Consider the following 21,578-nt stretch of genomic DNA (forward strand, 5'->3'; position numbering starts at 1 on the left):
CATGTCGCCATGTCGTGCGTTAGGACGGGTTTGTGCTTCATGCACTGGCTTTTAGCACACTGTTGAGTTCTCAAGAAACGGACGCGTTCACCGTCCCCCCGAACCGTTTTACCGGCCGGAATTCCGGGGCGTTTCGTTTCGTTCATTTCGTTGTGTCTTTATTCTTTCAGACCCGCTTTTTCGTGTCAAACCGATCCGACCGGATCGCATTTTCTTCGATAAAGCCTGTCCGAGGAATTTCAGACCGCCCCGTCTCCGGAGCAACCCTTCCAACTTACTCCAACATCCGGGCCTTGTCGAACCGGCACCCTGCGCGACGCATGCGTCATGCAGGGAAAGTGGATCATTGGAAGGGGTCCCGAGGCCTTGGCGATCTTCGCCGACCCCCTCGGGCCTGTGAACTCTATGTAAGGCCTCCGTCGCCGTCAAATCGACGATCACCCGGCGATCGAAGAGGTGATCGGCGCGGTGATCAAAACAGGGAACGCATCAAAGACCACCCCACAAGGCCGCTTCTCTTCCCATATGGGTAGAGATCCAATATGACGGAGCAAAGACGGATTCCCCGGGCTCTCGTCGTGCTGCTCTGCGCGGCGGGCGCGGTGGTCACACTTGCCGGAGTACGGGAAGCCGGGTCGATCATCGGGCCCGTTCTGCTCGCACTGGTGCTCGTTCTGGCGGTCGCCCCTGTCAGGGCAAGACTGGAAAGGCGGGGCGCGCCCGGCTGGACGCTCGTCGCGGCTCCCCTGGCTCTCGTACTGCTCCTGCTGTTGAGCATGGTCGCGGTCCTCGCTCTCTCCGCCGCGCAGCTGACGACCCTCGCCTCCACCTACGGGCAGCAGTTCGACCAGTTCGTCGTCCAGGTACAGCAGTTCGCGGCGCGACTGGGCATCGGCAACCAGCAGGTGAACCAGGTGATCAGAACCCTCGACCCGGGAAAGGTCTTCGGGATCATCAGCGGCTTCGCCTCCGGACTGCTGGGGGTCTTCTCCAGCCTGGTGATCATCGTCATCGTGGTGCTGGCGATGTGCCTGGACGCCCGGGCCATCTCCTCCGTCCTGTCGTCCCGCCTGGCTCGGGAACACTCCGAACTCGTCACGGCGCTCGGCCACTTCGCGCACAACACCCGCCGTTATCTGGTCGTCTCCACGGTCTTCGGGCTTGTCTGCTCGGTGTTGGACGTCATCGCGCTGTGGGTGCTCGATGTCCCGCTTCCGATTCTGTGGGGTGTGCTGGCGCTGTTCACCAACTACGTCCCCAACGTCGGCTTCGTCATCGGCCTGATCCCGCCGGCGCTCCTCGGCCTGCTGCAGGGCGGTCCCAAGACCATGGTCCTGGTGATCGTCTGCTACATCGCGATCAACTTCGTGGTCCAGTCACTCGTCCAGCCCAAATTCCTCGGGGACGCGGTCGGCCTGTCCACGACGGTGACCATGATGTCCCTGCTGCTGTGGGCGTTCGTGCTGGGCCCGCTCGGAGCGTTGCTCGCCATTCCGCTGAGCCTGCTGGCCCGCGCCCTGCTGGTGGACAGCGACCCCGAGGGGCGGTGGGTCGCGGCGCTCATCTCGGGGAAAGTCGTCGAGGACGGCCGGGACCGAAAACCCGCGAGGCCGTCCTAGCCTGGAGGCATGTACCGCGAGTGGGCCCCGGATCCGGCGATCGCCGGGCGGGTGACCTGTGTCTGGACGAGCCTCTCCGTCTCGGCGGCCACACAGCTTGTGGTTCCCGACGGCTGTGTCGACCTGATCTGGGGGCCGGACGGTCCGCACGTCGCCGGGCCGGACACCGGGCCGATGCCGGTGCTGATGCGCCGGGGTGACCGTTACACGGGGGTCCGTTTCCGGCCTGGCGCGGTGGGCGAGGTGTTCGGCGTTCCGGTCGAGGCGCTGCGTGACGCCAGGGTGCCGCTCGACGAGCTGGGGGTGTTGCCGGACCTGACGCCCCGCACCATGCAGGAGACGCTGGCCGTACGGTTGCGCGAGGTTCCTGAGCCCGATCCGGCGGCGCCGGCCATCGCCGAGGCGCTGCGGACGGGCAGGACCGTCGCCCAGGCGGCTTGGAAGCTCGGTCTCGGGGAGCGGCAGCTGCATCGGCGGTCGCTGCGCGCCTTCGGGTACGGGCCGAAGACGCTGCAGCGGGTGGTGCGTTTCCAGCGGGCGTTGCGGCTGGCCAGGCGCGGGACGGCGCTGGCCGAGGCCGCGCTGGCCAGTGGGTACGCCGACCAGTCCCACATGGCCAACGAGGTCAGGCGGCTGGCCGGGGTGTCCCTGGGCGGGCTGCTCAGCCGGTGACCCGTTCTCCGGGCGGTGTGGGCGGAGCGTCCAGCCTGATACCGAAATGGTCGCGGTAGGCGGCCAGGATCTCGGCGTCGGTGGTCAGGGTGGTCTCCTCGCGCTCGTCCCCCACGGTGCGGACGAGCTGCCTGTCGTTGAGCGTGAGACGCCCGTCCTCGGTGAGGAGGGAGCACACGAGCGAACGGGTGAAGTGGGACTTGGGTGAGGTCTGCTGCCACCAGCAGGTCGCCTCGTAGTCGGCCAGGACGCGTGGCCGCCGTTCCAGGCGATATTGGGGCACGCCGTTCTGCAACACGTCGATGTCCCCCTCCTCTGCCTCGACCAGCCGGAAGACCCCGCCCTGGTCAGCCTGGTCGGTGCGCAGGTCGAGCCGGAGGGGACGGTTGACGAACCTGCCGAACCCGACGTCGACGAGCCACGGCTCCGGGGTGTCGACGCGTAGCGCCATGTGGTCGAAGGGCGGGCCGAGCGAACCTCCGGAGAAGACCCTGGCCGCCAGCATGGTCACCCGGTAGCCCAGCGAGCGGAGCAGTACGGCGAAGGCACCGTTGAGCTCGTAGCAGAAGCCGCCCCTGCGGCGGCCGACGATCTTGTCGATCAGGGCCTGTTCGCTGAGCGTGACGGGTTCGCCGAGGTGGATGCTCAGGTTCTCGAACGGCACCGTCCGCAGGTGGCGCAGGTGCAGTTCGCCGAGAGCCTCGGCGTCCGGGCGCGGAGGGCGGGCGGCGCCGATCCGCGCCAGATATTCGTCCATGGGGGTGTTTCCCGTTCAGGCTGCGGCCGGGGCCGTGGGAGACAGGGGATCCGAGGCCTTGGAGACGCGGCGCGCCCAGGGCATGGCCATGACCAGGATCGGCAGCAGGACGATGGAGGCGCGGGACCAGATCGAGTGCATGGCCCACCAGGTGTCGGTGTCGAACTGGGTCAGGTAGAGGTAGCCGCAGCCCGCCCAGAGGGACACGCCGATGATGGCCGGCCAGGCGAAGCGGGTCGGGCGGGCGACCAGGAACGGCATGAACCACAGCAGGTACTGCGCGCCGAGCCTGGGCGTGGTGACCATGAAGGCGAGCAGCAGGGCGGTGGTGAGGTCGATCGGGTCGGCCCGGCGCCAGAGGAAGGCCACGACCAGCATGGTGAGGTAGATCAGCCGGGTGCCGAAGGTCGCGATCCCGGAGTGGAGGGTCCAGTCGCCACCGACGAGGATGGCGCTGTAACCCCACTCACCGACGATCGGCCTGACGTCTCCCATGACGCGGATGACCTCGGGAAGCTGATCCAGCGAGGTTCCGGCGAAAACGGGCAGGGTGGCCAGGAAGAAGATCGGTGGCACGGCCGTCGCCACGAACGCGGCCAGCCGGGAACGGAAGGTCGGCAGCAGCAGGAGCATCCCGGGGATCAGCCAGATCGGCCAGCTCTTCGCGCACAGGGCCAGTCCCATCAGCAGGCCGGCGATGATCGCCCTGCGCATGACGGCCGAGTCGCCGTCGCGGGGGGCGAGCGCCGTACGCACCGAACCACCGGGGGCGAGCGCGCCGCCCGGCGCGGTGAGGCTCCGTACGGCTCCGCCCAGCCCGAGGGCGGCGACGCGTTCGCGCGCCAGGGCGAACACGTCGATCCTGAGGCCGGGGCGCTCGGGGTCGCCGGGGCCGCGGGCGACCACGAAGGCGGCGACACCGAAGAGCAGGGCGACGGGTTCGACCTGTCCGTGGATCGAGGCGACGAGGATGGCCAGCGGGTTGCAGGCGTACTGGAAGGCGCGCAGGGAGGCCTTGCCGCCGCCCGCGAGCTTGCCGACGAGCGGGATCAGCGCGATGTCGGCGACCACGGTGACGAGCCTGCCGCCGATCTCCCACGGGATGCCCAGCCACAGCAGCAGGCCGTACACGTAGGGGATGGTGGGCAGGAAGTGCCAGCCGCCCTCACTGCCGATCACGGGGTCCTGACGTCTGAGGATCGCCTCGCCCGCGGGCTTGAAGCTCTCCATGAAGTCGACCGGCTGCCATCTGCTCATCGCGGCCAGGACCATGATGAGCACCCGGAACACGATGCCCACCACGAGCACGAGGATGGGAGACGGGCGCCAATCTCGCCACTGGGCGACCAGAGCCAGCACGACACCTGTGACGAGGACAAACCCCGTGAGAATTGCGTAGTCCATGACGGTAACAGCCTGCCGGAACCGGTCGCCTCACGCCCACTCGGTCTCGAAAACGAGACCTGTCTCTCAGCTTACATCACTCAAAGCTCTACAATCGTTACAAATGGTAGCCCCTGGGGGCGAGTCCTGGTCGTTCGGCAAGTGGATCGCCGAACCGCCCGGGAGGGTGTGGGTGGCGCCGGCCCTGCTGGTGCTCGGGGTGGGCTTCGTCGCGCAGAACCGGGTGCCCGTCAGGATCCGCTGGATGGTCTTCGGCGTGACCTGGCCGCTGTGGCCGGCCCTGCTCGTGATGCCGGTCGTCGGCGTGCTCATCGGGGTGCCGGCCCGTCGCCGGTCGGCGCGGCGGAGGTGAAGGCCTTCCTGGTGTAGAGCAGCGCGCCCAGCGCCGTCAGGGCGAGCAGGAGATAGCCGATCGTGTAGGCGTGGGCCACGGAGTAGACCACTCCCATGACCAGTGGCGGGAAGTAGCCGCCGAGACCACCCGCCGCGCCGACCAGGCCGGTGACCGTTCCCACCCTGGACGGCTCGACGAGTTTGGCGACCAGGGCGAAGACGCCACCCGTGCCGAGGCCGAGGAACAGGGCCGTCAGCACGAAGCACAGTCCGGCGGGGATCTCGGCGGGCGGTTCGAAGGCCAGCACGACCGCCATGATCGCGGTCCCGGCGAACGAGACCAGCAGCACCCTGGTCGCGCCGATCCGGTCGGACAGCGCGCCGCCGACCGGCCTGGCGAGGACCGCGGCCATCGAGAACCCCGCGTCGCGCAGGCCCGCTCCGGTCTGGGTGAAGCCGTAGACGACCTGCAGCAGGGTGGGCAGGTAGGTCGAGAAGGCCACGAAACCGCCGAAGCAGACGGCGTAGAGGAACGCGCACTGCCAGGTCGCCTTGATCTTGACGGCCTCGCGCATCCGGGGCAGCGCGGGCGCCGTCGCGGGTCGCCATTCGGGTGAGTCCCGGCTGACCAGCAGCATCACGACGCCCATCACGGCCAGCAGCACGGCCATCAGCACGTGGGTCTGGGCCCTGCCGAGCCACTCGACCAGGCGGGGCGTCAGGAACGCCGAGACGGCGGTGCCGCCCATGCCCATGCCGAAGACCCCGGTGGCGAAACCGCGCCGTTCCGGCCGGTACCAGGCGTTGACGAACGGGATGCCGACGGCGAAGGAGGTGCCGCCGAGGCCGAGCAGGAAGCCCCACAGCAGCAACCAGCCGTAGGAGTCGGACCAGCCGACCCCGAGCACCGGGACGATGGTCACGAAGCACACGACGGCGAACATGAGCCGCCCGCCGAGCTTGTCGGTGAGCACGCCGACCGGGATGCGGCCGAGCGAGCCGACCAGCACCGGGATCGCGACCAGCAGGGAGGTCTGGGGCGGCGACAGGCCGAGCTGCCTGGTGTAGCTCCCGGCGAGGGGCCCTATCAGGTTCCACGCCCAGAAGGTGATGGCGAAAGCGGTCGTTGCGAGCACCAGGTTGACGACCTGGCCCCGGCGAAGTTCGTTCGGCATGCGCACCCCCGACATCACAAATGGTAACCATCCGTGATGGATCACTCACAAGGGGTGCGGCTCGCGAAAGGAAAGATGGACGGATTCCGGCCTGCGACCTTGGCCGGAATCCGTCCGCCGGGCGGAAACTCAGCAGCTAAGGTTGCCGCCCGGAGTCACACCGAGGATCTGAGTGAACCTCTGGTAGCTGTTGATCCTGCTCTGCACCTGGGAGGGGTTGCCTCCGTTGCACTCCAGGGCGCCGTTGATGCTGCGGATCGTCTCACCGAATCCGGCGCCGTTGACCATGGCGTTGTGCGGGGTCATCGTGCCGGGGCCGTTCTGGGTCATCCAGTACCAGATGCCGGTCTTCCAGGCCACGGCCGGGTCGTTCTGCACCAGGTTGGGGTTGCGCAGCAGGTCGATGCCCAGGGCGTCGCCGGCGGCCTTGTAGTTGAAGTTCCAGCTCAGCTGGATCGGGCCCCGGCCGTAGTAGGCGGCCTGGCCGGCGGGGCAGCCGTACGGCTGGCTTGCGTCGCAGTAGTGCGGGTAGTTCGAGGTGTTCTGCTCGACGACGTAGACCAGGCCGCCGGTCTCGTGGCTGACGTTGGCCAGGAACGCCGCCGCCTCCTGCTTCCTGACCGTGTCGCTGCCGGTGCCCGCGAACGCCGGGTAGGCGCTCAGCGCGTTGACCAGGCCGTTGTAGGTGTAGAAGGGGTTGCGGCTCGGGAACATCTGGTTGAACTGCGCCTCGCTGACCACGAAGCCGCCCGGGTTCGGCGTCGTCGACGTCGGGGTGGGCGTGGGGGTCGGCGTGCCGGAGGGGCGGCAGACGTACGGCGACCAGTACCACGTGCTGATCACGGGGTCGTAGCCCGGGTTGTCGTGGGTTGCCTGGTAGTAACGGCCGTTGGTGTACCTGACGATGTCACCGGTGACGTAGTTCCTGCCCGCGACCCAGTCGGGGTGGTCACAGGTCGGGACGGTCGGGGTCGGCGTGGGGGTCGGCGTGCCGTTCCCGCACACCCCCTGGTCCGCCCACACGATGGCGACGCCCGGCGTCTCGTTCTGGGTCCACCACTTGGCCGACCAGTTGTGGCCGTTGTAGGAGGCGGTGTTACCGCCCGTGTAGACCTTCGAGGAGTTCCAGGGGTCCGCGCAGGCGGCGGCGACCGCGGTGGAGGTGGTTGCGGTCGTTGAGACGGTCGTTGAGGCGGAGGCCGCCGGGAGGACGACCGCCAGGGCGCCTGTCACCGCGGCCGCGGCGATGGACGCCATGATGCGTAGTCTCGTCACTTGCTCACTCCTTGGGGCGAAGTCCTTGGGTGGAGTCCTGCGCGGACTCCTGGGGGAGTCCCTGGGGTGATGTCCTGGGGCGGAGACACGGGGACCGGCAAAGACAATCGGCGCCGGAGGTCCGTCTCCCCCGGCGCCGATGGGAACCTCGCCGCCGGGGGTCCGTCTCCCCCGGCGGCGATGAACACCTCGCCTCCGAGGGTCCGTCTCCCTCGGTGACGATGTACACCTCGCCGTCGGAGGTCCGTCTCCTCCTCCGGCGATGGAGACCTCACCGCCGGGGGTCCGTCTCCCCCGGCGGCGAGGGGCCTGTCAACTCAGGGCGTCAAGGTAGGCCCTGTGGTTGCGGGAGAACTCGAAGTTGTTGTACTTGTCCCAGTTGATCGACCAGGTCATCAGACCCCGCAGGCCACGGTAGACACCCTTCGGCTTGTAGGAGCCGCAGTTGGTGCCCTTGCTCAGGCAGTCGAAGGCCTTCTGGACCTCGGCCACCGAGGTGTAGCCGTTGCCCGCGTACTGCGCGGCGGGCAGGCCGATGGCGACCTGCTCGGGGCGCAGGGCGGGGAAGACGTTGTTCGGGTTGCCCGCGATCGGGAAGCCCGCCAGCAGCATGTCGGTCATCGCGACGTGGAAGTCGGCGTTGCCCATCGTGTGGTACTGGTTGTCAAGACCGGTGATCGGCCCGGAGTTGTAGTCCTGGACGTGCAGCAGGGTCAGGTCGTTACGCAGCGCGTGGATGACCGGCAGGTAGGACCCGGCCCGCGGGTCGGCGGAGCCGCTCGCGCCGGGACCGTAGAACTGGTAGCCGAGCTGGACGAAGAACGTCTCCGGGGCCATGGTCAGCACGAAGTTGGCGCCGTACTTGGCCTTGAGGGTCTTCAGCGCGGAGATCAGGTTGACGACGACCGGGGTGGTCGGGGACGCGAGGTTGGTGTCACCGGCGTTGAGGTAGAGCGAGTGGCCCTCGAAGTCGACGTCGAGGCCGTCGAGGCCGTACTTGTCGATGATGGCGCTGACCGACTCGACGAACTTGTCACGCGCGGCCGTCGTGGTGAGCTGGACCTGGCCGTTCTGGCCGCCGATCGAGATCAGCACCTTCTTGCCCTGGGCCTGCTTGGCCTTGATCGCCGCGATGAAGTCGGCGTCGGACTCCACGCTGGGGCACTCGGCGACCGGGCAGCGCACGAAGCGGATGTCACCGGAGGTCACCGAGGTCGGCTCGCCGAAGGAGAGGTTGATGAAGTTCCACTCCTTGGGCACGTCGGCCATCCGCACGTAGCCGGAGCCGTTGGCGAAGGAGGCGTGCAGGTAGCCGACCAGCACCTTGTTCCCGGGCGGCGGGCTGTCGCTGACCGTGACCGAGACCTCGCCGGACTTGCTCGACTCACCGGCGGGGTTGAAGGCGCTGACCCGGTAGGCGTAGGTGCCCGCCGGAAGGGTCTCGCTGAAGCCCGTGGTCGTCGTCGTGCCGACCTTGGTGTTGCCCCGGTAGACGTTGTAGCCGGTCGGGTTGCCCGAGGCCGGGCTCCAGCTCAGCGTCACGGTGCCGCCGTTGGCCGTGGCGGTCAGGCCGGTCGGGGTTGCGGGCGGCGGCGGGGTGTCGTTGCCGACCGTGACCGAGACCGTGGCGGACCTGGCCGACTCGCCGGCCGAGTTGACCGCGCTCACCTGGTAGTTGTGGTTACCGGGCTGGGGGCTGTCCGCGTAGGTGGTCGTCGTGGCCGAGCCGACCTTGGCGCCGTCACGGTAGACGTTGTAGCTCGTGGCGCCCTCTGAGGCGTTCCACTTCAGCGTGGCGGTGGTCACGCTGCCCGTACCGGTCAGGCCGGTGGGGGTGGCGGGCACCTGCGGGGTGTCGTTGCCGACCACCAGCGTGACCGACGCCGACTTGGCCGACTCGCCCACGGCGTTGACCGCGGTCACCTGGTAGACGTGGGAGCCCGCCGGGGCGCCCAGGTCGGTGTAGGTGGTCGTCGTGGCCGAGCCGACCTTGTTGCCGTCACGGTAGACGTTGTAGCTGGTGGCCCCCTCGGAGGCGGACCACTTCAGCGTGGCGGTGCTGGGGGTGCTGCTGCCGGTCACGTTCGTGGGAACGGCGGGCGCCCCGGCTCCGGGAGGGCCGTCCAGGACGATGTCGTCGGCCTGGTAGGCGCCCTGGCCGTACCAGCCGTTGACGTAGACCGTCACCGAGTTGGTCGAGGCGCCGGTGGTGAAGGTCCGGGTCAGCTGGGAGTAGGCCGACGGCGAGGACGTCCACGTGCTCTGGTCGGTCGTGCCGGTGCCGGTCACGCCGAGGAACACGTAGCCGCCGCGCACCCAGCCGGACAGGGTGTAGGAGGAGGACGGCTTGACGGGGACCGTCTGCTGGCAGCGCGCGGTGTCGGCGCCCTGCGGCGTGGCCTGCAGGGCCTTGGACCCGCCGTGCACCGGCGAGGAGACCGCCGTCGCGCCGGAGGAGGCCGTGCAGGTCCAGCCGGACAGGCCGTCCTCGAAGCCGGGGTTGTTCGCGATGTTGGCGGCGCTGGCGGGCGTCGCGGCGAGCATCGTGCCGCCGATCGCCAGTGCGGCCGCCGTGGCGAGCTTCCTGAGGTTCATCCGGTGAATCCCTTGAAGATTGTGGTGAACTCCCACGGCGACTGTGAGATGCCGCTGCAGGTGGGCGATACCTGACCGTTGGGGCAGCCGCCGTTGTCACGGCCGGCCGACCAGAAGCCGATGTAGGCCACGTGGTTGCTGTTGGCCCAGTTGAGCAGCGAGCGCGCGTCCGCCTGGGTGGTGGTCGATCCGGTGTCGTTCTTGCCGATCATCGGGGTGAGACCGAGCATCTTCTTGAGCTGCGCGTCGGTCTTGGCGGGCCAGACGCCCTTCATCTGGTTGAGGGTCGCCTGGGCGGCGCTGATCAGCGCGGCGCCCCAGTTGCCGCTGTAGCCGAAGTCCATCAGCATCGGGTTGACGATGAGGTTGAGACCCTTGGCGGCGGCGTCCTGCAGGATCGACACGGAGAACGGGTCGAGGCCGTAGTCCGCGCCCTGGATGCGCAGCGTGTAGCTGATCACGGTGCCGCGCTCGGTCTGGAGCTGCTTCAGCGCGGTGTTGACCTTGTTGACGTCGATGGAGGCCTCGACGTCGACGTCGAGGTGGTTGGTGCCGACGGTGTCGAGCACCTTCTTGTAGGCGGTGAGCAGCGCGGCGGAGGTGCCGCAGGTGTGCTCAAGGTAGGGACCCTGGGCTCCACCGGTGGCCACGATGACCTGGCCGCCCTTCGCCTGGAGCGCCTTGACGTCGTTGATGATGCGCGGCTCGTCGATCGGGATGGTGCCGCCCCAGGCCGGGTTGCAACCGGTGCTGTCGCCGAGGGCGAAGGCCAGGGTGTAGTTCTTCACCCCGGTGGCGTTGGACGCGCTGACCAGGGAGGGCGTCGGCATCGTGATGTCGATGTAGGGCGCGTAGCGGATCTCACCGGTCGGAGGGAGGGTGTCGTCGCTGGTCTTGCCGCTGACCGAGGGACCGTACGCGGAGCAGTTGTTCGATCCGTCGCACGCCCTGACCCGGAAGCCGTAGGTGGTGTTGGCGGTCAGGCCGGTCGCGGTGTGGCTCAGGTTCGCCCCCGCGCTGACCGGGGCCCCGTTGTCCCTGGAGACCTCGTAGCGGTCGACCTTGCCCGAGTCGTCGGTCGAGGCCGACCACGCCAGGTTCAGCGAGTTGGCCGTGGGACCGCCCACGGTCAGGCCGGCCGGCACGCTCGGCGGGGTGGTGTCGGGGCCGCCGGTGGTGGTGCCGTTCACCACGGAGGTGTAGGCGGAGCAGTTGTCCGAGCCGTCACAGGCGCGGACCCGGAAGCCGTAGGTGGTGCTGGCGGTCAGGCCGGTCGCGGTGTGGCTCAGGTTCGCCCCCGCGCTGACCGGGGCCCCGTTGTCCCGCGACACCTCGTAGCGGTCGACCTTGCCGGAGTTGTCGGTCGAGGCCGACCAACTCAGGTTGAGCGTGCTGTTGGTGGCGCCGCCGACGGCCAGGTTGCCGGGGACGGTCGGCGGGACGGTGTCCGGGGGCGGGGTGTCGTCACCGGGAGGGCCGTCCAGGACGATGTCGTCGGCCTGGTAGGCGCCCTGGCCGTACCAGCTGTTGACGTAGATCGTCACGGACTTGGTGGACGCGCCGGTGGTGAAGGTCCGGGTCAGCTGGGAGTAGGCCGACGGTGAGGACGTCCAGGTGTTCTGGTCGGTCGTGCCGGTGCCGGTCACGCCGAGGAACACGTAGCCGCCGCGCACCCAGCCCGACAGCGAGTAGGACGAGGACGGCTTGACGCTGACCGTCTGCTGGCAGCGCGCGGTGTCCGAGCCCTGCGGCGTGGCCTGCAGGGCCTTGGACCCGCCGTGCACCGGCGAGGAGACCGCTGTGGCCCCCGAGGTCCCCGAGCAGGTCCAGCCGGTCAGGCCGTTCTCGAAGCCGGGGTTGGTGGCGATGTTGGCGGCGTGGGCCGGCGTGGCGGCGAGCATCGTGCCCCCCACCGCCAGTGCGGCCACCGCGGCGAGCCTCCTGAGGTTCATCCGTTGTACCCGACGAAGATCTTGGCGAACTCGTAGGGCGTCTGGGGGATGTTGGTGCACTTGTACAGGGGGCCGTTGCAGGCGTTGCGGTCCCGCGTGCCCTCCCAGTACGAGAGCATCCCCAGGTGCTTGGACTTGGCGAAGGCGACGAGCTGGCGGGCGTCGGCCTGGTCGAAGACCCTGCCGTCGTCGTTCTTGCCGAGCATCGGGGTGACGCCGAGCATTCTCCACAGCTGGGCGTCGTTCTTGGCCGGGTAGAGGGTCTTGAGCTGGTTGAACGTGCTGTTGGCCGCCTGGATGGCCGCGTCACCGTAGTCGGCGTCACGGTAGTAGTCCATGGCCATGACGTTGACCAGGTCGAGGTTGACCCCGGCGTCCCTGGCCGACTTGACCACGTTGATGCCGCTCTCGACGAGGCCCTCGGGCAGCACCGGCAGGGTCAGCGAGATCTTGAGGTTGGGGTAGGTCTGCTGGAGCTTGGCCAGCGCCTGCGACCTGCGGTTGACGGAGGCGGTGTCCTGGGTGGCCGCGCCCTCGATGTCCAGGTCGATGTACTTCAGGCCGTAGGTGTCGACGACCATCTTGTACTCGTTGTAGAGCGCGGTGACGTCGGTGCAGGCCTGGGCGAGCTCGACGCCGCTGGCGCCGCCGAAGGAGATCTTCACGTCACCGCCGGCCGCCCTGATGGCGTCGATCTGGTCCTTGGCCCACCCGGAGCGCGGGTCGAAGGCGCCGAACCAGGTGGCCTTGCAGGTCCCGGCGCCGATGAAGGCGAGGGTGTAGTTCTTGACCCCGGAGGCCGTCACCATGTCGGACAGGACCGGCGTCGGCCAGGCGCCCATGTCGACGTAGGGGGCCATCCACAGGTTCCCGCCGGGCTGGACCGTCGGAGTCACGGTGGGAGTCACCGTCGGGGTCACGGTGGGCGTGACCGTCGGGGTCACCGTGGGGGTCACGGTGGGCGTGACGGTCGGCGTCGGCGTGGGGGTGGAACCGCCGTCGCAGGGGTTGCCGTTGAGCGTGCAGCCGGTCGGCGAGCCGGTGCCGGTGGAGACCCAGCCGAAGGTGGCGGTCGCGCCGGGCGCGAGCGTGCCGTTGTAGTCGCGGTTCTTGAAGGTGTACTTGCTCCCGGACTGCGTCATGAGCGAGTCCCAGTAGGAGCCGACCCCGGTGCCCGAGGGCAGGTCCAGGACCACCGTCCAACCGTTGAGCGTGGTGGTACCGGTGTTCTTCACGGTGATCTGGCCGGTGTAACCGCCCGACCACTCCGATGCCTTGGTGAAGGTCGCGGTGTCCGCCTGGGCGGGCGCGTTGACAAGCAGTGTCGCTCCGCAGGCGAGCGCCGCGGCGACGGCGAGCGTCGACAGCCGCACTCGTGTTGATCGTTGGTTCATGACCTGCCTCATGGGACTTCTGGGGGGTGTGGGGGGTGTCATGGGGTGTCATGGGGGTACGGCCCGCGGCCCGGTGCACGGGGCCGCGGGCCGTACCGGCTAGAAGCCGGCGGTGATCTTGGTGAACTCCCAGTCGGCCTGCGCGACGCCGCTGCAGGTCTCCTGGACGCCGCCGCCGGGGCAGGGGCGGTCACGGTTGGTCGACCAGAAGGCCAGGCGGGTCAGACCCTTGGACTTGGCGTAGTCGGTGATCTGCTGCCAGGTCGCCGGGCTGGTCACCTCCTGCTGGTCGGACAGGCCGTTCATGCCGGAGATGCCCATGTGGGCGTAGGCCTGCGCGTCGGTCCAGCCGTTGGCGGACTTCAGCGCGTTCTTCAGGCCCTCGGCCGCGTTGACCGTGCTCTGGTACATGTTCGCGCCGCCGTTGAAGTCGAACGGCATGATCGTGTAGTTGTCGATCGGCACGGCCAGCGCCTTGGCCTGGTTGATCAGGCGGATGCCGTGGCTGGTCGGGCCGGTGGTCGCGGTGCCGAAGGTCACGACGATCTTGACGTTCGGGTTGGCGGCCTTGACGATCTTGAGGCCGTTGAGGATGCGGTCCTGGACGGTGTAGTTCTCGAACTCGTCGGTGTTCTCGATGTCGAAGTCGACCACGGCCGGGCCGACCGCGTCGATGACCTTCTGCACGGCGCCGGCGAAGGCCTGCGGGGTCGAGCAGTTCGGGCCGAGCTTGTTACCGCTCCAGCCGCCGAAGGAGATCTGGACGTTGCCGCCCGCGGCCTTGACCGCGTTGATCGCGGCCTGGTCGGCGCCACCGGTCAGCGGACGCTGCCCGTCCCAGGCCGGGTTGCACCCGTTCTGGGCGAGGATGAAGGCCATCGTGAAGGACTTGATGCCGGTGGCGTTCATGACGGTGGTGACGCTGGGCGGGTTGCCCCAGCCCATGTAGAGGTACGGCGCGCCGGGCATCTTGGCCGGGTTCGGGTTGGTGCAGCCCGTGGTGGTGCCGGTGACGGCGGCGCTGGCGGCCGACTCGCCCTGGGAGTTGTAGGCCTTGACCGTGTAGGTGTGCGGCTCACAGGTGCCCAGGTTGGAGACCGTCGCCGAGGTGCCGGTCACGGTCGCCTTCACCGTGGAGCCCTCGTAAACGCGGTAGCCCGTCACCGTACCCGAGGAGGCGCCCCACGACAGCGAGATGGAGGTGTCGGTGGTGCCGCTCACGGTCACGTTGGCCGGTGCGCCGGGGGTACCGGTGGTGCAGCCGGTGGTGGTCGCGCTGACCGGGTCGCTCTTGGCACCCTCGCCCGCGCCGTTGTAGGCCGCGACGGTGTAGGTGTGCGCCTCGCAGTCACCCAGGCCGGAGATCGTCGCCGAGGTGCCGGTCACGGTCGCCTTCACCGTGGAGCCCTCGTAGACGCGGTAACCGGTCACCGTACCGCTGGCCGCGCCCCACGACAGGGACACGCTCTTGGAGCCGCCGGTGGCCGTCACCGCGCCGGGCTTGCCGGGGGCGGTCTCGGTGCTGCCGCCGCCGCAGTCGGCGCCGTTGACCTTGCAGCCGGTCGGGGTCGCGTCACCGGGGGAGGCGATGAAGCCGAAGCTCACGCTGCTCCCGGCCGGGAGGCTGCCGTTCCAGCCGACGTTGCTGAGCGTGAAGTGGGTACCGCTCTTGGTCAGGCTGGCGTCCCAGGCGGAGCTGACGTTGCCGCCCGCGGGCAGGTCGAACTCGACCTTCCAGCTGCTCAGGGCGGCACCGCTGTCGTTCTTGATCGTGTACTTGCCTTCGAAGGCCGAGCCCCAGCTTGAGGTCTTGGTGAAGGTCGCCGTCACCCCGGCCGCGTGGGCCGGGGAGGAGGCGAGCAGTACACCCGAGGCGGCGATGGCCGCCGCCACGAGAATACGAAGAGGACGCATGTTCCCTCCATGGGGAAGAGGTGCGAGAAGTGCGGTCTTACCTGGGGGGTGTCACTTCGTCGTGACCTAGGTAGGGCCCGCGCCCCGGGGGCGGAAGACGCGGGCCGTACCGGCTGTGTGCCCTGGGAGGTGCTTCCCTAGGGAAGAGTGGCGAGGTGCGGCTTGACGGTCTTGGAGAAGTTCCAGTTGTTGCTGGCGTCCCAGTTGATCGACCAGGTCATCGCGCCCCTGATGCCGGGGTAGGCGTTCGGGGGAACGAAGGAGCCGCAGTTGGTCTTGGTGGCCAGGCAGGTCAGCGCCTGGTTCACCATGGAGGGCGCGACGATGCCGCCGCCCGCGGCGCCGGGGCCCGCGGGCAGGCCGAGCGCGACCTGGTCGGGGCGCAGACCGTTCTCAAGCTGGATGCAGGCCAGGGCGGTCATGAAGTTGACCGTGCCCTGCGAGTAGGCCGCCATCTTGTCGCAGCCGAGCATGGAGCCCGAGTTGTAGTACTGCGTGTGGACAACGGTGAGGATGTCCTTGATGTTCAGCGCGAGCTTGAAGTACTCGGCGCCCGGCGACTGCATGTCGATCGTCTGCGGCGCCATCGTGATGATCAGGTCGGAGCCGGCCTTGGCGCGCAGCGACCGCAGGGCCTGGCCCATGTAGGTGGCGTTGAGGCCGTTCTCCAGGTCGATGTCGACGCCGTCGAAGCCGTAGTTCTGCATCAGGGCGTAGACGCTGTCGGCGAACCTGGTCGCCGCGGCCGAGCTGGCGACCTGGACGCGGCCCTTCTCACCGCCGACCGAGAGGATGACCTTCTGGCCGCGCGAGTGCACGGTCTGCACGTCGGCCTTGAACTGGGCGTCGGTGTAGCCGCCCAGGGAGGCCGACAGGCCCGGGTCGATGCCGAAGACGACCTCGCCCGCGGTGGAGCTGGCCTCGCCGAAGGAGACGGCGATCAGGTCGTACTCCTTCGGCACCGAGGAGAGCTTCAGCTCGACCGCGGGGTTGTCGAAGTTGTGCCAGTAGCCGGTGAGGAAGTGCTTGGGCAGCGGGGTGGTGGTGCAGCCCGTGGTGCTGGTGCTGGCCGGGTCGCTCTTGGCGCCCTCACCGTTGTCGTTGTAGGCCGCGACGGTGTAGGTGTGCGCCTCACAGTCACCCAGACCGGAGATCGTCGCCGAGGTACCGGTCACGGTCGCCTTCACCGTGGAACCCTCGTAGACGCGGTAACCGGTCACCGTACCGCTGGCCGCGCCCCACGACAGGGACACGCTCTTCGAGCCGCCGGTCGCCGTCACCGAGCCGGGCTTGCCGGGGGCGCCGGTGGTGCAGCCGGTGGTGCTCGCGCTCGCCGGGTCGCTCTTGGCACCCTCGCCCGCGCCGTTGTAGGCCGCGACGGTGTAGGTGTGCGCCTCACAGTCACCCAGACCGGAGATCGTCGCCGAGGTACCGGTCACGGTCGCCTTCAGCGTCGAGCCCTCGTAAACCCGGTAACCGGTCACCGTACCGCTGGCCGCGCCCCACGACAGGGACACGCTCTTCGAGCCACCGGTCGCCGTCACCGCGCCCGGCTTGCCCGGGGCGGTCTCGGTGCTGCCGCCACCGCAGTCGGCGCCGTTGAGCTTGCAGTTCAGCGGTACGGAGTTGGCGCCGCCCGGGGTGCCGAGGAAGCCGAAGCTCACGCTGCTGCCGCTGGGGACGCTGCCGTTCCAGCCGACGTTGCTGAAGGTGATGTGCTGGCCGTTCCTGGTCAGCGTGGCGTCCCAGAACGAGCCGACGCTGACACCGGCGGGCAGGTCGAACTCGACCTTCCAGCTGCTCATGGCGGTGCCGCTGTCGTTCTTGATCGTGTACTTGCCTTCGAAGCCCGAGCCCCAGTCGCCGACCTTGACGAAGGTCGCGGTGGCCGAGGCGGCCTGTGCTGGGAGTGCGACCGCCGTCGCCGCCGCGGCGAGGGCCGCCGCGGCGACGAGCGATCCGGCTATGACGCGAAATCTCACGTTAACCTCATGCATTCGGTGGGGGGGGTGGCCGTACGGCTCGCGCTCCTTTTTGGGGGGTGCTCCTCTGCAGGCGGCGAGGAGGCGGAGCGCAAGCCGTACGGCGGGTAGGGCGCGGTCCCGGGGCCGCAGGAAGGCCGGGTCCACGCCATGGTTCAGCGCAGGCCGTCGCCCGGCACGCCGAACGAAGAGGCGCCGTCGCTGGTCGTCTCTTGGTTCGCCGTACCGGTCGCGTGCCCGATCTTCCGGTGTTCACCGGTGATGACCGGCTGTACGCCGACCCGCGGAGTCCGGCCGACGGTGTGTTCGGCCCGTGCGGACGCGCGCGGATCGCCCGGGGTGTTCCGCGTGGCCGCGTCGTTACGGCTCACGCTGGTCGAAACGCTGGTCGAAACGCTGGTCAAGGCGATGATGGAGCCGAGATGCCGCCCGTGACCGGTGGGCGGCGTGTTCTCGCGCCGGGTTTGCCGGTGCGCGGGAACCGCGATGGTGACATCCTTGGGCGTGTGCCCGCCCCGTGGCCCCGACCACCGGCCGCAAGGCCGGACGAGGGTGGCGGTGGTGGTGCCACCTGGCGCGAACGCCCCGTGCGGGGAGCTTGCAGCCTCAGTCAGGACGAGTAAGGGAAGGGTACGCCACATGATCGCTCCCTTGACAGGGGAACCTGGGGGGTGGAGTCGTCCGAACGGCCGGACCTTCACATGGTGATGACTGCCGTCTTGGCGTTCTCGCAGCTCGCGATCGATCAAGGCGGTGGGGGGCGCACCATCGTCGTCTCGTCTCCTCATTTCTTTTAGGAAAGTTTCCTAAGAGTTGTCGCGATCGTAGCCTTGACAGAGATTTGCCACAAGGCCCAAAAGCTCAAGGATTCAACGATCCAGCTAGGCACGTTCCAAAATCTGCCCTCCTTTCCGCCTCCGCGCGCCGGTCACTCCTCGCCGAGCACCTGTGACAGCGGTTTGCGGGTGAGATCGGGAACCTCCGCGTCGTGGGCCGCGTAACCGACCGGGAACAGAATGTAAGGGCGCTCACTGCCGGGACGTCCGCAGATCTCGGTCAGGAACGCCATCGGGTTCGGGGTGTGGGTGAGCGTCGACAGACCCATCTCGTGCAGCGCGGCGATGAAGAACCCGCACGCGATGCCGACGCTCTCGTTGACGTAGTAGTGCTTGACCCGGGTGCCGTCGGGGCGGACGCCGTACTTCTCCGCGAAGCAGACCACCAGCCACGGCACCGTCTCCAGGTAGCCCTTGTCCGAGGTGGTCTCCAGGTGGGCCAGGGCCTCGCGCCACTCGGCGGTCAGCCGGCCGCCCTCGTAGTTCTGCCGCTCCTCGATCTCGGCGGCCTCCCTGATCCGCTTCCTGGTCTCCGGGTCGCCGACGACGATGAACTTCCAGGGCTGCTGGTGCGCCCCTGACGGCGCGGTGTTGGCGGCCCTGATCGCCAGCTCGACGCACTCGCGGGGCACGGGCTCGTCACTGAAGAAGCGCACGCTCCTGCGCCGGTCCATGTGCTCGTAGAACCTGCGGCCCCGTTCCACCATCTCGGCCTCGGGGTACCGCGTGGGCCGGTAAGGAATGAAAGGGTGGGAATGCTCGCGTGCCATTTCTCCTCCATCTTTGCCGTATATGCCATATATGCAGGCGTAGTGTGATTGGCAGTCCCAGACTGGGCAACACACCCGCCGTTTCACTGCCAGATCGTCAGTGAAGGGCACGGCGCGCACTTCGGAGGTGGACAGATTGGCAGCCCGGCGGAACGGCCTGGACGAGCTCGACCGCAAGGTGCTCCACCTGATCAGGGAACGCCCGAGGACCGGGCTGCTGGAGATCTCCCGCCTCCTCGGCGTCGCCAGGGGCACCGTCCAGGCCCGCCTCGACCGGATGGTCTCCGACGGGGTGATCACCGACTTCGGCCCCAACCTCTCCCCCCGCGCGCTGGGGTACCCGGTGCAGGCCTTCACCACGCTGGAGGTCGAGCAGGTCTCCAGGGCCGAGATCTCCGCCGCGCTCACCGCGATCCCCGAGGTCCTGGAGGCCCACATCGTCACCGGTCCCGGCGACGTCTGGTGCCGGATCGCGGGCCGCGACCACGAGCACATCCAGGAGGTCATCGACGAGACCCTCACGATCCCCGGCGTACGGCGCAGCAGCACGGTGATCACGTTGTCCACGGTCGTCCCGCACCGGGTCCAGCCCCTGGCCGACCGAGGCTGAGACACCGGTTCCCGGGAACAGCCGGACCCCGGCGGGCGATCCGGAGACGGGCATGCCGGCGGCGGAGGCGGACCGCCGAGCCGGGGAGGCCGGGAAGGGCTGTGACAGGACGAACGGCGGGCCGTCGCGACGGCCCGCCGTACCGGACTCCGGTCTCAGGCGGCGCTGAACCCGCCGAACAGTGCCAGCGCAAGCCCGAGGGCGACGACCACGTTGACCAGGGTCGCGGCGGCGAAGACCCCGACCGGGCGCCAGCCCGCCTCCCGCAGCGAGGCGACCCTGAACTCCAGGCCGATGCTGACGAAGGCCAGGATCAGGAACCAGACCCGCAGGTCGTTCACCTCCCCGATGACCGCCTTGGCCTGCGTGACGGCGACCGTGCCCTGCCACCAGGTGGCGATCACCGAGGCGGCGACGAAGCCGAGCACGAACTTCGGGAAGCGCCGCCAGAACTCGCCGAGACCCGGCCCGCGCGTGCCGGGGCGCCGCTCGACCCGGAAGGCGAAGTAGGCGGTAAGCCCGATGGTCACGACGCCGATCAGGGCGTTCTGGGTGACCTTGACGATGCTCGCCACCGCGAGCGCGTTGTCTCCGACGATCGCGCCCGCCGCCGTCACCGCCGCGGTGGTGTCGATGTTGCCGCCGATCCACGCCCCGGCGACCTCGTCGCTGAGCCCGAACACGCCCGCGAGCCAGGGCAGGACGAAGATCGAGGGCAGCGCGAAGGCGATCACCAGACTCGCGCTGTAGGCCAGCTGCTCACGCCTGGCCTGTACGGCGCCCGCCGCGGCGATGGCCGCGCTCACCCCGCAGATCGAGACCGCGGCCGACAGCAGCGCGCGCAGCCGTTCCTCAAGGCCCAGCCTGCCGCCGAGCCACCAGGTGAACAGGAACACCGAGGTGATCAGCACGATCGCCTGGACGATCGCGGGACCGGCGGCCGTGACGATCACCCTGAGGTTGATCGAGGCGCCCAGCAGGACCAGGCCCGTCTTGATGAAGAACTCGGTCCTGAAACCGCCGGACAGGCGCTCTCGCACCCCGGCCAGGGTGAGCACGGCGTTGCCGGCCAGCCCGATGACGATCGCGTAGACCGGGTACTCGACGGTGGCCGCGATGTTCCCGAGCGGGGTCCCCTTGAGCAGCTCGGGGACGTTCTGGTCCAGATAGCGGGTCGCCGCGGCCAGCAGCAGCACGACCAGGACGCCCGACAGCGCCCATCCGGCGCCGCCCTGACGCCGGGACACGACGTTCGTCTCCTCGATGCTCATCAGGGCACCAGCCCTACGGGGATCACGCCGACGAGGACCAGTGCCAGCAGCACCAGGCCCACGATCGTGGCCGCCCAGTCCTCGTTGACCGCCGTACGGCCCTCGCTCTCCACCGCGGTCTCCGCGGGGGTCTCCACAGGAGGATCGGTCTCGCTCATCTCACGACCTCACTCGTCGTCCGACGTCACCCCCGAGTCATTTCCATGGTAATTCGATAGGGATTAAAGGTAAAGCGGTACGACGCGTGGCGGTAGCGTGTGACGGATCACGCAACGTCCCCCTGGAGCACGACCATGTTCTTCGGCATAACCGACATATGGACTTATGTCCTCGGCGCCTTCTTCATCATCCTGTTGCCCGGCCCGAACTCGCTCTACGTGCTCACCACCGCCGCGCAGCGCGGCGTACGCCAGGGATACCGCGCGGCCGCCGGGGTGTTCATCGGCGACAGCGTCCTGATGGTGCTCGCCTCGGCCGGGGTCGCCTCACTGCTGAAGTCGACGCCGATCCTCTTCAACGTCGTCAAGTACGCCGGCGCGGCCTACCTGGCGTGGATCGGCTTCCAGATGCTGCGCGGAGCCTGGCGCTCCTGGCGGACGTCACAGGACGCCCAGGCGGCTCAGGCGGCCCAGGGAGCGCAGGCCGGGCGGACGACGCAGGCCGCGTCCCGGCGCGGTGGGGAGAACCCCCTGCGCAAGGCCCTCGTGATCAGCCTGATGAACCCGAAGGCGATCCTGTTCTTCATCTCCTTCTTCATCCAGTTCGTCGACCCGGCCTACGGCATGCCCGCGCTGTCGTTCCTGATCCTGGGCGTCATCTGCCAGGTGTTCAGCATGCTCTACCTGTCTCTGCTGATCTTCGGTGGAACGTTCCTCGCCGCCCAGTTCAGGACGCGCCGCAAGCTGGCCGCCGGGCTGACCACCGGGGTCGGCGCGCTCTTCCTCGGCTTCGGCGCGAAGCTGGCCACGGCCTCCATGGGCTGACGCCTCCCCGGCCCCGGCGGGACGGCTCGGGCACTC

At 68.8% G+C, this 21,578-nt stretch carries 18 protein-coding genes; 5 read left to right on the forward strand and 13 right to left on the reverse strand.

Going from position 1 to position 21,578, the window contains the following annotated elements; all coding sequences use genetic code 11:
* Window positions 1-542: 542 nt before the first annotated feature.
* The gene (locus ABT340_RS05515) at window positions 543-1,619 is read left to right on the forward strand and encodes an AI-2E family transporter (RefSeq protein ID WP_352009470.1); all 1,077 of its coding nucleotides are present in this window, start codon (window positions 543-545) and stop codon (window positions 1,617-1,619) included.
* Window positions 1,620-1,628: 9 nt separating this feature from the next.
* Window positions 1,629-2,291, forward strand: coding sequence for a DUF6597 domain-containing transcriptional factor (locus ABT340_RS05520; RefSeq protein WP_352009471.1), 663 nt, complete (start codon window positions 1,629-1,631; stop codon window positions 2,289-2,291).
* Here ABT340_RS05520 and ABT340_RS05525 read toward each other — a convergent pair.
* Window positions 2,281-3,048, reverse strand: a complete 768-nt coding sequence (locus ABT340_RS05525) for an arylamine N-acetyltransferase family protein (RefSeq protein WP_352009472.1) — start codon at window positions 3,046-3,048, stop codon at window positions 2,281-2,283. The two genes, ABT340_RS05520 and ABT340_RS05525, sit on opposite strands and share 11 nt — an antisense overlap.
* A gap of 15 nt (window positions 3,049-3,063) precedes the next feature.
* Window positions 3,064-4,452, reverse strand: a complete 1,389-nt coding sequence (locus ABT340_RS05530) for a putative hexosyltransferase (protein WP_352009473.1) — start codon at window positions 4,450-4,452, stop codon at window positions 3,064-3,066.
* A 103-nt stretch (window positions 4,453-4,555) separates the two neighbouring features.
* Between ABT340_RS05530 and ABT340_RS05535 the strand changes: the two genes are divergently transcribed.
* The gene (locus tag ABT340_RS05535; protein WP_352009474.1) at window positions 4,556-4,804 is read left to right on the forward strand and encodes a LapA family protein; all 249 of its coding nucleotides are present in this window, start codon (window positions 4,556-4,558) and stop codon (window positions 4,802-4,804) included.
* On the opposite strand, the gene ABT340_RS05540 is transcribed toward ABT340_RS05535, so the two are convergent.
* The 9 genes from ABT340_RS05540 to ABT340_RS05580 form a co-directional block, all read right to left on the reverse strand.
* Window positions 4,761-5,960, reverse strand: a complete 1,200-nt coding sequence (locus ABT340_RS05540; protein ID WP_352009475.1) for an MFS transporter — start codon at window positions 5,958-5,960, stop codon at window positions 4,761-4,763. The two genes, ABT340_RS05535 and ABT340_RS05540, sit on opposite strands and share 44 nt — an antisense overlap.
* A 129-nt stretch (window positions 5,961-6,089) precedes the next feature.
* Window positions 6,090-7,235 (reverse strand): glycoside hydrolase family 19 protein, encoded by a 1,146-nt coding sequence (locus ABT340_RS05545; protein ID WP_352009476.1) that lies wholly within the window; start codon window positions 7,233-7,235, stop codon window positions 6,090-6,092.
* A 312-nt stretch (window positions 7,236-7,547) separates the two neighbouring features.
* Window positions 7,548-9,830, reverse strand: a complete 2,283-nt coding sequence (locus ABT340_RS05550) for a rhamnogalacturonan endolyase family protein (RefSeq protein WP_352009477.1) — start codon at window positions 9,828-9,830, stop codon at window positions 7,548-7,550.
* Window positions 9,827-11,782: a fibronectin type III domain-containing protein gene (locus ABT340_RS05555; RefSeq protein WP_352009478.1), complete on the reverse strand. Its 1,956-nt coding sequence runs from the start codon at window positions 11,780-11,782 to the stop codon at window positions 9,827-9,829. Before ABT340_RS05555 ends, ABT340_RS05550 begins: the two co-directional genes overlap by 4 nt.
* Window positions 11,779-13,176 carry a cellulose binding domain-containing protein gene (locus ABT340_RS05560; protein WP_352009479.1) on the reverse strand — a complete coding sequence of 466 codons (1,398 nt, stop codon included), beginning with the start codon at window positions 13,174-13,176 and terminating at the stop codon, window positions 11,779-11,781. Before ABT340_RS05560 ends, ABT340_RS05555 begins: the two co-directional genes overlap by 4 nt.
* 99 nt (window positions 13,177-13,275) lie before the next feature.
* Entirely contained in the window at window positions 13,276-15,090 is a 1,815-nt protein-coding gene (locus tag ABT340_RS05565) for a cellulose binding domain-containing protein (protein ID WP_352009480.1), read from the reverse strand.
* Window positions 15,091-15,227: 137 nt separating this feature from the next.
* The gene (locus tag ABT340_RS05570) at window positions 15,228-17,072 is read right to left on the reverse strand and encodes a cellulose binding domain-containing protein (RefSeq protein ID WP_352009481.1); all 1,845 of its coding nucleotides are present in this window, start codon (window positions 17,070-17,072) and stop codon (window positions 15,228-15,230) included.
* A 155-nt stretch (window positions 17,073-17,227) separates the two neighbouring features.
* Entirely contained in the window at window positions 17,228-17,713 is a 486-nt protein-coding gene (locus ABT340_RS05575; RefSeq protein WP_352009482.1) for a hypothetical protein, read from the reverse strand.
* A gap of 287 nt (window positions 17,714-18,000) precedes the next feature.
* Entirely contained in the window at window positions 18,001-18,678 is a 678-nt protein-coding gene (locus tag ABT340_RS05580) for a nitroreductase family protein (protein WP_352009483.1), read from the reverse strand.
* A 127-nt stretch (window positions 18,679-18,805) separates the two neighbouring features.
* Here ABT340_RS05580 and ABT340_RS05585 point away from each other — a divergent pair, with 127 nt between their 5' ends.
* On the forward strand, window positions 18,806-19,288 hold the full coding sequence (locus tag ABT340_RS05585) for an Lrp/AsnC family transcriptional regulator (RefSeq protein WP_352009484.1): 483 nt from the start codon (window positions 18,806-18,808) through the stop codon (window positions 19,286-19,288).
* 155 nt (window positions 19,289-19,443) lie between these two features.
* On the opposite strand, the gene ABT340_RS05590 is transcribed toward ABT340_RS05585, so the two are convergent.
* Complete coding sequence (locus ABT340_RS05590; protein ID WP_352009485.1) at window positions 19,444-20,559, reverse strand: YeiH family protein; 1,116 nt, start codon at window positions 20,557-20,559, stop codon at window positions 19,444-19,446.
* A complete protein-coding gene (locus tag ABT340_RS05595) occupies window positions 20,559-20,717 on the reverse strand; it encodes a hypothetical protein (RefSeq protein ID WP_352009486.1) in 159 nt (52 codons plus the stop codon). The genes ABT340_RS05590 and ABT340_RS05595 overlap by 1 nt, the downstream gene beginning before the upstream one ends.
* A 135-nt stretch (window positions 20,718-20,852) precedes the next feature.
* On the opposite strand from ABT340_RS05595, the gene leuE reads away from it, so the two are divergent.
* Window positions 20,853-21,542: a leucine efflux protein LeuE gene (gene leuE / locus ABT340_RS05600; protein WP_352009487.1), complete on the forward strand. Its 690-nt coding sequence runs from the start codon at window positions 20,853-20,855 to the stop codon at window positions 21,540-21,542.
* Window positions 21,543-21,578: the final 36 nt, after the last annotated feature.

The sequence above is a fragment of the Streptosporangium sp. NPDC000239 genome, from assembly GCF_040300765.1.
In the GTDB taxonomy this organism is placed as follows: Bacteria; Actinomycetota; Actinomycetes; order Streptosporangiales; family Streptosporangiaceae; genus Streptosporangium.